We start from the raw sequence: 14,576 nt of genomic DNA on the forward strand, positions 1-14,576 counted from the left end.
CAGGAAAGGGGGCCGTGCAGAGAAGCCGGCGCCCCGGGCGCCGGCCGCCCGGCGCGCCCCCGCCGCCCCGGAGCGCGTCGCGGCCATCTGCCCGACCTGCGCGATGGCCCTCCCGGCCACCGGCATCTGCGACGACTGCGGCTGACGGCCCGGCGGACCGCCAGCCGCCCCGTCACAGCAGCGAGCGGTAGAGGTCCTCGATGTCCGCCACGGACGCCTCGCGCGGGTTGCCCCCGGCGCAGACGTCCTCGAACGCCGCCTTGGCCAGCGCGGCGACGTCGGACTCGGTCGCGCCGACCTCGCGCAGGGCGGTCGGGTTCCCCAGGTCGCGGGTGAGGGTGGCGACGGCGGAGACGGCCGCCGCGCGGGCGTCGTCGAGCAGCATCGTGCGGGCGTCGACGACGCCGAACGCCGCGGCGATGTCGCGGTACTTCTCCCCGCTTGCCGGAGCGTTGAACGCCATCACGGGCGCCAGCAGGATGCCGTTGGCCACACCGTGGGGCGCAGAGTAGAACGCGCCGAGGGGGTGCGCCATGGCGTGCACCAGGCCCAGGCCGACGTTCGAGTAGCCCATCCCGGCCACGTACTGCCCGAGTGCCATCCGCTCGGCCGCTGCCTCGTCGCCGTCCGCGGCTGCCTGCAGCGAGCCGGCGATGACCTGGATGGCCTTGAGGTGGAACAGGTCGGACAGCTCCCAGGCGCCCTGCGTGACGTAGCCCTCGATCGCGTGGGTGAGCGCGTCCAGGCCGGTGGCGACCTTGAGCGAGCGGGGGGCGGTGGACATCATCTGCGGGTCGACGACGGCCAGCACGGGGATGTCGTGCGGGTCGACGCAGACGAACTTCCGCTGCCGCTCGACGTCGGTGATGACGTAGTTGATCGTCGTCTCGGACGCGGTGCCGGCGGTCGTGGGGATCGCGACGATCGGGACCGACGGCCGTGTGGTCGGCGCGACGCCCTCGAGCGAGCGGACGTCGGCGAACTCCGGGTTGGCCGAGATGATCCCGACCGCCTTGCACGTGTCCTGCGGAGAGCCGCCACCGATCGCGACGAGCACGTCTGCACGGGCCGCAGCGAAGGCCGCGACCCCCGTCTGCACGTTCTGGATCGTGGGGTTGGCCTGCACGTCGCTGTAGAGCTCGTACGGGAAGCCGGCGGCGTCGAGCAGGTCGGTGACGCGCGCGGTCACCCCCGTCGCCACGAGCACCGCGTCGGACACCACGAACGCCTTGGTGAACCCGCGCCGGGTCAGCTCGCCGGGGACGACCTCGATCGAGCCCGGGCCGAAGTACGCCGTCTGGTTCCAGATCATGCGGTGCGACATCGTGGAGCCTCCTTCTCGGCGTCGTCGGTGACGCCATGAATCGATTCAGGCTCCATCCAAGCGCGACGTCCCCGTGCGGTGCAGGGCACAAGGTCCCGGCCTCACCCCCGCAGGCTCGCGGCCCACGCCCGTGCGCGATCGGTCTCGCCCTCGGTCAACGGACCGGTAGTGCCGGCGACGACGAAGTCCGTGCCCTGCTGGGCGCTGAGCCCGCGGCGGCGCAGCAGCTTGGCGGCCGCATTGCTGGCGGAGCCCGAGAACCGGCCCGGGACCCGGGTCGCGAACGTGAGGACCGGCGTGCTCGACGCCTCGACCGTCCCGATCCACTCCCGGAGGCCGGAGGGCACGGGTGGTGCCCCGCGGTCGACGGCCGACGCCCGGGAGGCCGGGGTCGGCAGGCCGAGGTTGTGCGTCGGCGCCCCGGCCAGGACCAGGTCGGCGCCGTCGAGGTGCGGGCCGGCCGACGACGCGTCTACCAGCTCGACCTCGGCGCCGTCCTGGCGCAGCTGGTCGGCGACCGCCTGCGCGACGAGCCGGGTGTTGCCGAACGAGGACTCGACGACGATCAGCACGCGCACGTCAGCCCACCTGCCAGGCCGGGTTGCCGGCGGTGACGGCCTCGAGCGCCTCGGCGAGCACGATCCCGGCCGTGACGAGCGTCGCCACCGCGAGCACGCCGAGGATCCCGGTCCACCAGCGCGCCGCGGCCCCTCCGGCGGGCCTTGACGGGCGCAAGGGCCCCCACACCGTGGACAGCGTGGCGACGAGGAGGAAGAACACGCTGGTGGTCAGGGCGTCGGACCCGTGCCCGTGCGCCTGCGCGGCGACCACCTCCGCAGGTGGACCCACGGCGTCCACGGCCTCCAGCAGCGTCTTGCCGACGCCGGCCGCGGCAGCCGTCGTCGCCATCGACAGGACGGTCAGCGCGACGACCGGCCACCGCGTCGCCCGCCGTACCCCCGGCACCGCGGCGTAGAGCAGGACGGTCAGCGCGGCCAGCACCGAGAGCAGCAGGGCGAGCAGTCCGAGGACGGCATGGGGAGGCACGAAGGGCTCCTGACTCGTTGAGACATGATGTCTCAGGCAGAATAGACATCATGTCTCAACCCCGTCAACGCACCGCCGACCGGATCGTCGACGCCGCGGTCCAGCTGATCCGGCAGCGAGGGCTCACCGTCGGCCTCGACCACATCAGCCTGGAAGAGGCGATCACCACGTCCGGCGTCTCGCGGGCGACCGCGTACCGGCACTGGCCGACGAAGGCCGACTTCCTGCGCCAGGTCCTCCTGCGCGTGGTGCGCGACGCGGAGCTGGAGCCGGAGTCCGATGCCGACATCGCCGCGATCCGGGACCTGGTCGCCGCGCACCGCGAGGTCCTGTCGAGCCCCGAGGGCCGGCGCACGCTCGTCGTCGAGAGCCTGCGGGTGGCCACCGAGGGCGACTTCGGCCGGATCGCCGGCTCCACCGCGTGGCGGGACCACCTCGCCCTGCGCGCCACCTGCGCGGGCCTGCCCCCGGGGGAGCTGCGCGACGCTGTCGCCGCCGAGCTCGCCGCGTCGGAGCGCGCGTTCACCGACCGCCGCGCGCGCGTCTACGCCCGGCTGCCCGCGGTCGTCGGCTACCGGCTGGTGCCGTGGCTCGACCCGGAGACGGGCTTCACGCTCATGGCGGAGGCCACCGGGGCGCTCATGAGCGGCCTCGTCGGCCGGGCAGCGATCGTCCCGACCCGGCCGCCGGTGCTCATGCGGGCGCTCGGGTCGAGCACCGAGTCGGCATGGACCACCGAGTCGTACGCGGTGGTCGCGACCGTGCTGTCGTACCTCGAGCCGGACCCGGACGTGGTGTGGGACGAGCACCGGGTCGACGCCGCGATCGCCGGGTCCTTCGACCTCGAGGACGAGGCCCGACGGCTGCGGACGCGCTAGTCAGGCTGCGCGGGTCCGGGTCACCACCAGCCGGTTGATCCCGTAGAGCACCACGCCGATCGCCAGCAGCAGCCCGGCGCGCAGGTAGACGTCGGCGTCCCGACCGGTGAGCGGGGAGGCCAGCACCAGGGACACGACGGCGCCGACCACGGGGACCCACGTCGGCGACCGGAACGACGGGCCGTCGTCGCCCGCGGCCGGCTCGTCGTCGGGCTGCCCGCGCAGCACCAGCACCGAGATGTTCACCACGACGAAGACCAGCAGCAGGAGCAGCACGGTGGTGTCGGCGAGGCCGGCCAGGTCGCCGGTGCTCACCAGGGTCAGCGCGATGAGCACGGTGAACGCGATGGCGACGTACGGCGTCCGGCGGCGCTCGTGCACCCGGCCCAGGATCTTGGGCACGATGCCCTCGGACGACATCCCGTAGACCAGGCGCGACGCCATGATCATGTTGATCAGCGCGGTGTTGGTGACCGCCAGCAGCGCGATGATCGCGAACAGCCCGGGCGGGAACGTCAGGCCCGCCACCTTGACCACCTCGAGCAGCGGCCCGGTCGACCCCGCGAGCGTCTCGGTGTCCACCAGCATCGTGCTGGTGAACGCCACCCCGAGGTAGACGACGCCGGTGATCGCGAGGCCGCCGAACAGGGCGCGGGGGAAGTCGCGACGGGGCTTCTGGGTCTCCTCCGCCAGGTTCACCGAGTCCTCGAACCCGAGCAGGGCGTAGAAGGCGAGGGCGGTGGCGCCCAGCACCGCGATCCACGGGGTGCCGTCGGTCTCCAGCTCGAGCGCGCGTCCGGGCTCGCCGTCGCCGGTGACCAGCGCCCAGGCGCCGATCGCCAGGATGACCAGCAGGCCGGTGGCCTCGACCACGGTGAGCACCACGTTGACCCGCACGGACTCCGAGATCCCGACCAGGTTCACCGCCGAGATGGCCAGCAGGAAGAACCACGCAGCGGCCAGCGTCGGGACGGTGACGAACTCCGCCAGGTAGTCGCCGCCGAACGCCCGCGCGGCTGCCGACGCGCTGGTGATGCCGGACATCATCACGGCGAACGCGACCATGAAGGTGAGGAAGGGCCGCCGGAACGCGCGGTTGGCGTAGAGCGCGGCGCCGGCGGCCTGCGGAAACCGCCCGACCAGCTCCGCGTACGACGCCGCGGTCAGACCCGCCAGCACGAACGCGCACAGGAACGGCAGCCACAGCGCGCCGCCCACCTCTGCGGCGACCTTGCCCGTGAGCGCGTAGATGCCGGCGCCGAGGATGTCCCCGACGACGAACAGCAGCAGCACCTTGCGGCCGATGGTCCGCTTCAACGGTGTGGTCGTCACGATCTGCTCGTTCATCGTCGCCCCCAGCTCGTCGGACCCCGCGGTCGTCGGACCCTGCTCGTCGGACCTTGCAAGTCTGTTGCCCGACGCCCCCCGCCGCGCGTCGAGGCGCAACCCTGCCTACGCTCGGACACTCAGACGAGATCGGGAGGACTACGCATGATCAAGCGAGTCGTGTTCGTCGCGGGCGTCTCTGCGGGGTACCTGTTCGGCACCCCGGCCGGTCGCCGGCAGCTGGACAAGATCAAGGTCTGGGCCGCCGACGTGTGGCGCGACCCCCGCGTCCAGGAGTACGTGCAGGAGTACGAGAGCCAGGCCGCCGCGTTCGCCAAGAAGCAGGGCGCGGCCGTGTGGGAGAAGGCCGTCGACACGGCCAAGGGCGCGATGTCGTCGTCGACGACGAAGTACCCCGACACCTCGCCGACGGTCGTCGAGCCGCTGGTGGACGCGGACGACGCCAACCCCGGGCAGCGGTGAGCCCCACCCCGCTGCCGGTGGCCCCGGGTCAGGAGTCCGTCTGGGACTACCCGCGGCCGCCCCGGGTGGAGCGGATGTCCGAACAGGTCGTCGTGACGCTCGACGGTCTGCCCGTCGCATCCACCAGCGACGCCGTGCGCGTGCTCGAGACCAGCCACCCGCCGGTGTACTACCTGCCGGTCGACGCGTTCGAGCCGGGCGTGCTGGAGGCCGCGGCCGGGTCGTCGGTGTGCGAGTACAAGGGCGGCGCGACGTACGTCTCGGTCCGCGTCGGTGACCGGCTGCTGTCGCGCGTCGGCTGGACCTACCCCGCACCGCTGCCCGGCTACGAGGTGCTGGCCGGCCGCGTCGCGCTGTACGCCCACGACCTCACGTGCACCGTGGCCGGGGAGCTGGTGCAGCCGCAGCCCGGAGGGTTCTACGGCGGCTGGATCACGTCGCGGGTGGTGGGACCGTTCAAGGGCTCACCTGGCACGCTCGGCTGGTAGCCGGGCCGTCGCGCCGCTGAGGACCAGATCGTCGGTTCGGCACGAGATCGCGGGTGGGAACCGGCGATCTCGTGCTCAACCCACGATCTCAGTCGGGTTCGTCGCTGAGCAGGCGCAGGGCCTCGTCGGCGATGGTCCGCGGATCTCCGGCGACCGGGACGTCGACGCCGTCCTCGTCGGCACCCAGCGGTTCGAGGGTGGCCAGCTGGCTGGCGAGCAGGGCCGCAGGCATGAAGTGGCCCGTGCGCTCGGCCAGCCGACGGGTGAGCTCCTCGTGCGGCACCACCAGGTGCACGAACCGCACGCGACCGTCCGCGGTGCGCAGGATGTCGCGGTAGGAGCGGCGCAGCGAGGAGCAGGTCACCACGGTCGGTCCGCCCGCGGCCGACATCGCGTCGCGCACCGCGCGCAGCCAGGGCCCGCGGTCGTCGTCGGTCAGCGCCCGGCCCGCCCGCATGGCCTCCACGTTGGCCGGCGGGTGCAGGTCGTCGCCCTCGATCAGGGGTCGTCCGAGGCGCTCGGCCAGCAGCGCGGCGGTGGTGGTCTTGCCTGTGCCGGAGACCCCCATGACGACGAGGTGCTCGATCGGGCTGCTCACCGGCCCAGCGTCGCACGAACGCGGCCGCCGAACTCGTCACTGCGGGCCGAGATCGTCCGTTGCAGCTGACGCGCTCGGCCGGGACTGACGAGCTCGTCGGTGGACCCGGGCACCTAAACTCGCCCGATGCCCTCGCTCGTCGTCGACACCACACCTCTGCGTGTCAGCCCGGCGTTCCGGCGGCTGTGGTGGGGGATCTCGATCTCGAACCTCGGGGCGCAGCTGACGGTGGTCGCGGTCGGGCTGCAGGTGTACGGGATCACCCGGTCGACGGCCTCGGTCGGGGTGCTCGGGCTGTGCGCGCTGGTGCCCCTGGTGGTGTTCGGTCTGTACGGCGGAGCGATCGCGGACCACTACGACCGCCGCACGGTCGCACTGGTGGCGTCGGTGGTGGCGTGGGGCGTGACGATGGGGCTGGCCGCGCAGGCGTGGCTGGGCAACACGCAGGTGTGGGTGCTCTTCGCGCTGGTCGCGGTGCAGTCGGGGGCGTTCGCCGTGAACTCGCCCGCGCGGTCGGCGATCATCCCGCGGCTGCTGGACCCCAAGCTGCTCCCGGCGGCCAACGCCCTGCAGACGCTCGGGTTCAGCGTCGCGTTCACCGTCGGCCCGCTGCTCGGCGCGTTCCTCGTGGCAGCGTTCGACTACGGGGTCGCGTACACGCTCGATGCCGTCCTGTTCACGGCCGCCCTGGTGGCGCTGTTCCGGCTGCCGCCGCAGCCCCCGGAGCACTCGGAGACCCGGCGGGAGCGCGCGGGGCTGGCGTCGGTGGTCGACGGGTTCCGGTACCTGGGCACCCAGAAGAACGTGCGGATGACGTTCGCCGTGGACCTGGTCGCCATGATCACGTCGTCGCCGCGCGTGCTGTTCCCCGCGGTCGGCCTCGTGTACCTCGGTGGGGGTGCGACGACCACCGGGGTCATGGCCGCGTCGGCGGCGGTCGGCGTCGGGCTCGCCGGGCTGTTCTCCGGCGGGCTGACCCGGATCAGCTGGCAGGGCCGGATCATCGCGGTGGCCATCACGGTCTGGGGGCTGGCCGTCGCCGGGTTCGGTCTCACGCTCGTCCTGGCCGGCCGGTCGCACCCCGACCGCGTCCTCTGGCTGGCCCTCGCGATCGCGGTGCTCATGCTCGTGGTCGCCGGGGCGGCCGACGCGATCAGCTCGGTGTTCCGGCAGACCATCCTGCAGACCGCGACGCCCGACGACATGCGCGGCCGGCTGCAGGGCGTGTTCATCGTGGTCGTCGCGGGCGGTCCCCGGCTGGGCGAGGCGCTGCTCGGCGGGGCGGCGTCGCGGGTCGGCGAGGGCTGGGCCGCGGTGGTCGGTGGCCTCCTGTGCGTGCTGCTCCTGTGGGTGCTGGTGCGTGCGCAGCGCTCCTTCTGGGACTACGACGCCCGGCACCCGGTGCCCTGAAGACCTACGGCCGCGGCACGTTCCGCAGGTTCGAGCGGGCCATCGCCATGACCTCGCCGAGCCCGCCGCCGAGCACCTCCTTGCTCATGGCCGCGGTGAACCCCGAGACCTGCGCGCGCGTGATCTTCGGCGGCAGCGACAGGGCCCGCGGGTCGGTGACGAGGTCGATCAGCGCCGGACCGTCGTGCGAGAACGCCTGCCGCAGGGCCGACCGGATGTCCGTGGGCTTCTCGACGCGGACCGACGGGATGCCGATCGCCGACGCCACCGCCGCGTAGTCGATCGGGGGACTGTCGGTGGCGTAGGAGGGCAGCCCGTCGACGAGCATCTCGAGCCGGACCATGCCGAGCGTCGCGTTGTCGAACAGGACGATCTTCACCGGCAGGTCCAGCGCCCGCACCGTGATGAGCTCGCCCAGGAGCATCGACAGGCCGCCGTCGCCGGCCATCGCCACGACGTGCCGCCCGCCGCCGGACAGGGCCGCGCCGATCGCGTGCGGGACCGCGTTGGCCATCGACCCGTGCAGGAACGAGCCGATCACCCGGCGCCGACCGTTGGGCGTGATGTACCGGGCGGCCCAGACGTTGCACATGCCGGTGTCCACCGTGAACACGGCGTCGTCGGGCGCCTCCTCGTCCAGCACGACCGCCGCGAACTCGGGGTGGATCGGCTGGGTGTGCTCGACGTCCTTGGTGTACGCGCCGATGACGCCGCTCATGGCCCGGTGGTGCTTCTTGAGCATCTGGTCGAGGAACCGGTGGCTGCGCTTCGCCTTCACGACGCCGAGCAGCGCGGACACGGTCTCGCCGACGTCGCCCAGCACCACCAGGTCGTTGCGCGTCCGCCGGCCCAGGCGCGTCGGCTCGATGTCCACCTGCGCGGTGCGCACCCCCGACGGCAGGAACTGGTCGTACGGGAAGTCGGTGCCGAGCAGGAGCAGCAGGTCCGCGCCCTCCATGGCCGACTGGCACGCGCCGTACCCGAGCAGCCCGGACATGCCGACGTCGAACGGGTTGTCCACCTGGATGTGCTCCTTGCCGCGCAGGCTGTGCCCGACTGGTGCGTTCAGGTGGCGGGCCAGCGCGAGCACCTCGGTGCGCGCGTGCCGGACCCCCGCCCCGGCGAAGATCGTCACCTTGCCCGCCGCGTCGATGGCCTCGGCGAGCGCCCGCACGGCGCCCTCGTCGGGGACGACGCGCGGCGGCGGCGGGGGCGTGAGGACGTCGACGGCGTCGTCGGGCGCGTCCTGGTCGGCGACGTCCCCCGGCAGGGTCAGCACCGCGACGCCGGGCCCGCCGTACGCGTGGTGGATGGCCGACCGGAACACCCGGGGTGCCTGCGCGGCGGACGAGACCATCTCGGAGAACACCGAGCACTCCAGGAACAGCCGGTCGGGGTGGGTCTCCTGGAAGTAGCCGGTGCCGATCTGCGCGCTCGGGATGTGCGACGCGATGGCCAGCACCGGGACGCGCGAGCGGTTGGCGTCGTAGAGGCCGTTGATCAGGTGCAGGTTGCCCGGTCCGCACGAGCCGGCGCAGACCGCGAGCCGGCCGGTGAGCTCGGCCTCCGCGGCGGCCGCGAACGCCCCGGCCTCCTCGTGCCGGACGTGCACCCACGTGATGTCGACGCCGTCCTCGTGCGCGCGCCGGACGGCGTCCACCACCGGGTTGAGGCTGTCGCCGACGATCCCGTAGACGTGCCGCGCACCGGCGGCGACGAGCTGGGCGACGAGCAGGTCGGCGATCGTGCGGCGTCGTGCCATGGGGTCCTCCGGGGCGGTGGGCGGTCCGCCCATCGTCTGCCCGGTGGGCGGCCCCTGCACCTCAGGCCAGCGCCGCCAGCGCCTCGTGCAGGTTCGCCGTCACCGCCGCGCGGTGCGGCTCCACCCAGTCGCCCTCGAACCGGCGCGGGGTGATCTCGATCATCATCACCAGGCACAGCCGCATCCGGTACAGGTCCAGGCGGGTGCGCGCGGACGGGCTGTCGACGTCCAGCGGACCGTAGCCGGCGAGCAGCGCGGGGGTGCCGGGCTCGCGGCCCATGGGGTCGACGCCCACCAGGTCGGCCAGCGGGTCCCCCCAGAACGCGCGCTCGGGGTCGATCACACCGACCACCGCACCCGTCCCCGGGTCGACGAACACGTTCCCGGCCCAGAGGTCGGTGTGCACGAGCGCGGACCGCGGGACGTCGCCGAGCACGTGCGCGTGCCGGGCCAGCGCGGACCGGACCTCGTCGACGGGTACGGGGACCGACCACCGTGCGGCGTCCTCGAGCAGCTCGTCGACCATGCCCGTGAACGACTCGGCCCACGTGGCCTCCTGCCGCCCGCAGGGGTAGCCGAACGCCGACCCCTCGATCGCGTGCAGCGCCGCCAGGACGGCGCCGGTCCCGCGCTCCGCGCGCGCGGTCCGCGGGTCCGACGACGCCGGCCCGAACCCCGCGTCGACCAGCGGCACCCCCGGCAGGTGGCTGACCACGAGCGCGTCGCTGGGCAGCAGCGAGCGGGAGAAGTCGGTGAGCAGCACCCGCGGCATGAGCAGCGCGGGCAGCTCGGCCGCCAGACCGTAGACGAGCGCCTCGGCGCGCAGCAGGTCGTGCTCGTAGGTCAGCAGCCCGTCCGTGCCGACGGGCGCGGTCTTGACCACCACGCGCTCGCCGTCGGCCAGGGTCACGCGGTAGGTCGTCGCGAACTGGCCGCCGGTGAGCAGCTCGACCTCCGCCAGCCGTCCGAGCGGGGCGACCAGCGAGTTCAGGGCGTCGTTCACGCGTCGAGGGTACCGACCGACCGGGTGGGTTCGACGCACTCGGCGACCTCGCACGCCGCGACCGCGGCACCCCCGGTCGACGACGGCGACCCGGCCTCCACGGCGTCGTGCACGTGCCCCGCCGGGTCCCCGCGCAGCGTCCGCAGGGCGGCGAGCGTGCCCACCACCGCGAACCCGGCGGAGACGACCACCACGAGGAACCCCGCGTGCGACCCGTCCGCGTCGATCTGCGCGCCGGCGACCGACGAGCCGACCGACACCCCGACGCCGAGCGACGTGCCCACCCAGGTCAGCCCCTCGGTCAGCCGCTCGCGCGGGACCAGGTCCTGCACCAGCCCGTTGCCGTTGATGAGCGTGGGCGCGATGGCGAACCCGGCGACGAACATCACCGCCGCGAGCGCCACCAGGGACTGCACGAGGAAGAAGAAGCACACGCCGACCGCGAGCGCGACGACGCCGGTGGCGAACCGCAGGTACAGGGGCCGACGCCAGTGCCGGGTGCCGTAGAGCAGGCCGGAGATCAGCGAGCCGAGCGCGAACACCGCCAGGATGATCCCGGCGGCCCCCTTGGATCCCGACTCCTCGGCGAACGCGACGGTGGCCACGTCGGTGGCGCCGAAGATCAACCCCATCGCGACGAAGACGAGCGCCAGCACCACCATGCCGGGGTTGCGCAGGACGGACCCCTTCGGGCGCGGGCTGCCCACCGGGGCGGGCGGCGGCTCGGTGCCGCGCAGGGCGAGGAACCAGTAGCCGCCGACCAGCATGGCGACCAGCGGGACGAGCAGCCCGGCGGCGGGGGCGACGCCCGTGGCCAGGATGGTGGCCAGCACGGGGCCGACGATGAACACCAGCTCGTCGAGCGCCGACTCCAGCGAGTACGCGGTGTGCATGCGGTGGGGCTCGCCGCCGAGCACCCGCGCCCAGCGCGCCCGCACCAGCGACCCGAACGAGCCGATGCCGGCACCGGTGACCACGGCCGCGGCGTACAGCCACGCCTCGTGCGCCTCCTGCGACGCGGCGACCACCAGCCAGACGAGCCCCACGGCGGCGACCGCGACCGCCGGCCGCATCACGCGCGACTGCCCGTGCCGGTCCACCAGCCGGGCGAGCTGCGGGGAGCAGAGCGCCTGCGCGATGACGTAGACGGCGGACACCCGCCCGGCCGTCCCGTAGGAGCCGTAGACGGTGGAGACCATGAGCACGATGCCGATGCCGACCATCGACATGGGCAGTCGGGCGAGCACACCGGAGCCCGAGAAGGCGAGAGCCCCCGGGCGCGTCAGCACGTCGCGGTAGGGCTGGAGCACCGACTCAGTGTGTCATCAGGTCTATCGCGACGCCGCGCCGTGCCTCACCATTCATGGCATGACGGACGTCCTGGTCAGCGACGCACCCGACGAGCACCGGTTCGAGGCCCGCGGGCCCGACGGGGAGCTCCTCGGCTTCACGGTGTACGACACGATCGGCAGCACGGTCGTCTTCACGCACACCGAGGTCGACCCGGCGCAGGAGGGCAAGGGCGTCGCGGGCGTCCTCGTGCAGGCCGCCCTCGACGCGGTCCGGGCCAGCGGCCGTGACGTCGTGGCGTTCTGCCCGTACGTCAAGGCGTGGATCGCCCGGCACCCCGACTACCAGGACCTGGTGCGGACGCCCCAGCACTGAGGCGCCGGGCGGCTCAGGCGCCCAGCGCGGCGGACACGACGTCCTTGGCCTCCGCCTGGACCTGCGCCAGGTGCTCGGCGGACACGAACGACTCCGCATAGATCTTGTAGACGTCCTCGGTGCCGGACGGCCGCGCGGCGAACCACGCGTTCTGCGTGGTCACCTTGAGCCCGCCGATCGACGCACCGTTGCCGGGCGCCTCGGTCAGCCGCGCGGTGATCTCCTCGCCGGCCAGCGTCGTGGCGGTCACCTGCGACGGCGTCAGCTTCGCCAGCGTCGCCTTCTGGTCGCGGGTGGCCGCGGCGTCGACGCGGGCGTACCAGCTCTCCCCGAACTCCGCGACGAGCGCGCGGTGGTGCTCCGACGGCGACCTGCCCGTGGTGGCCAGGATCTCCGAGGCCAGCAGCGCGGGCAGGATCCCGTCCTTGTCGGTGGTCCACACGGTGCCGTCCTTGCGCAGGAACGACGCGCCCGCGGACTCCTCGCCGCCGAACCCGACCGACCCGTCCACCAGCCCGGGCACGAACCACTTGAACCCGACGGGCACCTCGAGCAGGCGTCGGCCCAGCTTGCCGGCGACGCGGTCGATGAGGCTGGACGACACCAGGGTCTTGCCGATCGCCGTGCCGTCGCCCCAGCCCGCACGGTTGCCGCCGTACAGGTAGGAGATGGCGACGGCGAGGTAGTGGTTGGGGTTCATCAGCCCGTCGGAGGTGACGATGCCGTGCCGGTCGGAGTCGGTGTCGTTGCCGGTGGCGATGTCGAACGGGGCGGGGTCGCCCGCCATGCGCGTGACCAGCGACGCCATCGCGTACGGCGAGGAGCAGTCCATCCGGATCTTGCCGTCCCAGTCCAGCGTCATGAAGCCGAACTGCGGGTCGACGTCCGGGTTCACCACGGTGAGGTCGAGGCCGTAGTGCTCGGCGATGGCTCCCCAGTACTCGACCGACGCGCCGCCCAGCGGGTCTGCGCCGATGCGGACGCCGGCCGTCCGGATGGCGTCGACGTCGATGACGTTGACCAGGTCCGCGACGTAGGAGGACAGGTAGTCGTGCTTGAGGGTGGTGTCCGCCGCCAGGGCCGCCTCGGCGCTCACGCGCGGCACGTCCTTCCACCCCGACGCGAGGATCTGGTTGGCGCGGTCCGCGATCCACCCCGTGGCGTCGGACCCGGCGGGGCCGCCGTGCGGCGGGTTGTACTTGAAGCCGCCGTCGCGCGGCGGGTTGTGCGACGGGGTCACGACGATGCCGTCGGCCAGGCCGGGGCCGACCGTGCGCACGCCCTCGGAGGTGCCCGCGCCGTTGTGCCGCAGGATCGCGTGGGAGACGGCGGGCGTGGGGGTCCACGAGTCGCGCGCGTCCACGTGCACCTCGACGCCGGCCGCGCCGAGCACCTCGAGCGCCGACCGCCAGGCCGGGTCGGACAGCGCGTGGGTGTCGCGGCCGATGAACAGCGGGCCGTCGGTGCCCTGCGACCGGCGGTACTCCACGATCGCGGCGGTGGTCGCCACGATGTGCGCCTCGTTGAACGCGGTGTCGAGCGCCGACCCGCGGTGGCCGCTGGTGCCGAACACCACCCGCTGGGTGGGGTCGTCCAGGTCAGGTTCGCGGTCGTAGTACGCGGCGGTCAGCGCGCCGAGGTCGACGAGGTCGGACGGCTGGGCAGGTGTTCCGGCGCGCGGGTCCATGCCCCTGATCCTCTCCTACGCCCCGGGGTCCCGCACACCCCGGTCCGCACCGACCGGTAGCCTTTCCGCCATGGCCAAGAACTCGTCCGACTTCGTGCTGCGCCCGTTCGAGGGGCTCCCCGGTGAGCCCGACTGGGTGGCGCTCAAGGAGCTCGTCCCGGCGGCGACCGCCACCGCCCGCACCACCGCGGAGCACGGCGCCCGCGAGGTCCTGGTCACCACGGTCCTGCCCACCAGCTGGCCCGCCCTGCACCGCGCCGACGGCGTGATCCTGCTGGCCCTGCAGACCGCCAGCAGCTCCAACGACGTGAGCCGCGACCTCGCGCACGCCCTGCTGGAGGCCCTCGAGGTCGAGGCGGGCACCGCGGTCGAGACGATCGGGCTGCCCGAGCCGGGCCCGCGCCTCCAGGACGTGCTGGACCTGAGCGTGCCCTTCGAGGTCACCGTGCAGGACTCGTTCGCCTACTGGCTGGCCCCGGACACCGAGCGCACCCCGGACCTGCAGGCCGCGATCGAGGAGGCCGACGGCGGCATCATCGACACGGTCAAGCTCCAGGCCGCCGACGCCGCCTACTGGTGCCGCATGGGCGCCCGCGAGTTCCTGCGCTGGGCGCAGCCGCACGAGGAGCAGGTGGTGCTCGACGGGCTCGCCCGCCTGCACGCCAAGCGCGCCTCCGGCTTCGAGGGCGCCAAGTTCGTCGGCTACTTCCGCTCCGCCGGCCTCGTCGTGCCGGTGTGGGAGCTGGCCAAGGGCTCGGAGGCCGAGGACGTCGAGAAGCCGCTCGCCGACTTCGTCCCCGCGTTCGACGCCGCGCTCGCGGACACCACGCCGCTGGACGCGAACGAGCGCCGCGCGCGGGCCGGGCTGGTGGCCCGGCAGGTCACCCTGCGCTGACGGGCGGGAC

At 73.4% G+C, this 14,576-nt stretch carries 15 protein-coding genes; 6 read left to right on the forward strand and 9 right to left on the reverse strand.

Features of this window, described 5'->3' with window-relative positions; translation table 11 throughout:
• Window positions 1-172 precede the first annotated feature (172 nt).
• The 3 genes from fucO to RYN42_RS10955 form a co-directional block, all read right to left on the reverse strand.
• Complete coding sequence (gene fucO / locus RYN42_RS10945) at window positions 173-1,324, reverse strand: lactaldehyde reductase (RefSeq protein WP_315096032.1); 1,152 nt, start codon at window positions 1,322-1,324, stop codon at window positions 173-175.
• Window positions 1,325-1,425: 101 nt separating this feature from the next.
• Complete coding sequence (locus RYN42_RS10950) at window positions 1,426-1,902, reverse strand: flavodoxin domain-containing protein (RefSeq protein WP_315096034.1); 477 nt, start codon at window positions 1,900-1,902, stop codon at window positions 1,426-1,428.
• Between the two features lies 1 nt (window position 1,903).
• Window positions 1,904-2,371 (reverse strand): hypothetical protein, encoded by a 468-nt coding sequence (locus RYN42_RS10955; RefSeq protein WP_315096036.1) that lies wholly within the window; start codon window positions 2,369-2,371, stop codon window positions 1,904-1,906.
• A 50-nt stretch (window positions 2,372-2,421) separates the two neighbouring features.
• On the opposite strand from RYN42_RS10955, the gene RYN42_RS10960 reads away from it, so the two are divergent.
• Window positions 2,422-3,249 carry a TetR/AcrR family transcriptional regulator gene (locus tag RYN42_RS10960; RefSeq protein WP_315096037.1) on the forward strand — a complete coding sequence of 276 codons (828 nt, stop codon included), beginning with the start codon at window positions 2,422-2,424 and terminating at the stop codon, window positions 3,247-3,249.
• Here the strand turns inward: RYN42_RS10960 and RYN42_RS10965 are convergent, their stop codons facing one another.
• Entirely contained in the window at window positions 3,250-4,581 is a 1,332-nt protein-coding gene (locus tag RYN42_RS10965; RefSeq protein ID WP_315096038.1) for an APC family permease, read from the reverse strand.
• A 159-nt stretch (window positions 4,582-4,740) separates the two neighbouring features.
• Between RYN42_RS10965 and RYN42_RS10970 the strand changes: the two genes are divergently transcribed.
• Both RYN42_RS10970 and RYN42_RS10975 read left to right on the forward strand, forming a co-directional pair.
• Entirely contained in the window at window positions 4,741-5,058 is a 318-nt protein-coding gene (locus tag RYN42_RS10970) for a YtxH domain-containing protein (protein WP_315096039.1), read from the forward strand.
• Window positions 5,059-5,132: 74 nt separating this feature from the next.
• Window positions 5,133-5,546 (forward strand): DUF427 domain-containing protein, encoded by a 414-nt coding sequence (locus RYN42_RS10975; RefSeq protein ID WP_315096041.1) that lies wholly within the window; start codon window positions 5,133-5,135, stop codon window positions 5,544-5,546.
• 88 nt (window positions 5,547-5,634) lie between these two features.
• Here RYN42_RS10975 and RYN42_RS10980 read toward each other — a convergent pair whose 3' ends face one another.
• On the reverse strand, window positions 5,635-6,144 hold the full coding sequence (locus tag RYN42_RS10980) for a gluconokinase (RefSeq protein ID WP_315096043.1): 510 nt from the start codon (window positions 6,142-6,144) through the stop codon (window positions 5,635-5,637).
• Window positions 6,145-6,270: 126 nt separating this feature from the next.
• Here RYN42_RS10980 and RYN42_RS10985 point away from each other — a divergent pair, with 126 nt between their 5' ends.
• Window positions 6,271-7,554 carry an MFS transporter gene (locus tag RYN42_RS10985; protein WP_315096044.1) on the forward strand — a complete coding sequence of 428 codons (1,284 nt, stop codon included), beginning with the start codon at window positions 6,271-6,273 and terminating at the stop codon, window positions 7,552-7,554.
• Between the two features lie 4 nt (window positions 7,555-7,558).
• Here the strand turns inward: RYN42_RS10985 and RYN42_RS10990 are convergent, their stop codons facing one another.
• The 3 genes from RYN42_RS10990 to RYN42_RS11000 all read right to left on the reverse strand — a co-directional run bounded on the left by RYN42_RS10990 (window position 7,559) and on the right by RYN42_RS11000 (window position 11,629).
• On the reverse strand, window positions 7,559-9,316 hold the full coding sequence (locus RYN42_RS10990; protein ID WP_315096046.1) for a pyruvate dehydrogenase: 1,758 nt from the start codon (window positions 9,314-9,316) through the stop codon (window positions 7,559-7,561).
• 61 nt (window positions 9,317-9,377) lie between these two features.
• Window positions 9,378-10,319 carry an aminoglycoside phosphotransferase family protein gene (locus RYN42_RS10995; RefSeq protein WP_315096048.1) on the reverse strand — a complete coding sequence of 314 codons (942 nt, stop codon included), beginning with the start codon at window positions 10,317-10,319 and terminating at the stop codon, window positions 9,378-9,380.
• Window positions 10,316-11,629, reverse strand: coding sequence for an MFS transporter (locus RYN42_RS11000; RefSeq protein ID WP_315096049.1), 1,314 nt, complete (start codon window positions 11,627-11,629; stop codon window positions 10,316-10,318). Before RYN42_RS11000 ends, RYN42_RS10995 begins: the two co-directional genes overlap by 4 nt.
• Before the next feature lie 58 nt (window positions 11,630-11,687).
• Here RYN42_RS11000 and RYN42_RS11005 point away from each other — a divergent pair, with 58 nt between their 5' ends.
• Window positions 11,688-11,984 carry a GNAT family N-acetyltransferase gene (locus RYN42_RS11005; protein WP_315096051.1) on the forward strand — a complete coding sequence of 99 codons (297 nt, stop codon included), beginning with the start codon at window positions 11,688-11,690 and terminating at the stop codon, window positions 11,982-11,984.
• 13 nt (window positions 11,985-11,997) lie between these two features.
• Here RYN42_RS11005 and pgm read toward each other — a convergent pair whose 3' ends face one another.
• On the reverse strand, window positions 11,998-13,671 hold the full coding sequence (gene pgm / locus RYN42_RS11010) for a phosphoglucomutase (alpha-D-glucose-1,6-bisphosphate-dependent) (RefSeq protein WP_315096053.1): 1,674 nt from the start codon (window positions 13,669-13,671) through the stop codon (window positions 11,998-12,000).
• Window positions 13,672-13,741: 70 nt separating this feature from the next.
• Here pgm and RYN42_RS11015 point away from each other — a divergent pair, with 70 nt between their 5' ends.
• On the forward strand, window positions 13,742-14,566 hold the full coding sequence (locus RYN42_RS11015) for a DUF5926 family protein (protein WP_315096056.1): 825 nt from the start codon (window positions 13,742-13,744) through the stop codon (window positions 14,564-14,566).
• Window positions 14,567-14,576: the final 10 nt, after the last annotated feature.

The organism is uncultured Cellulomonas sp., from assembly GCF_963527515.1.
Taxonomy (GTDB): domain Bacteria; phylum Actinomycetota; class Actinomycetes; order Actinomycetales; family Cellulomonadaceae; genus Cellulomonas.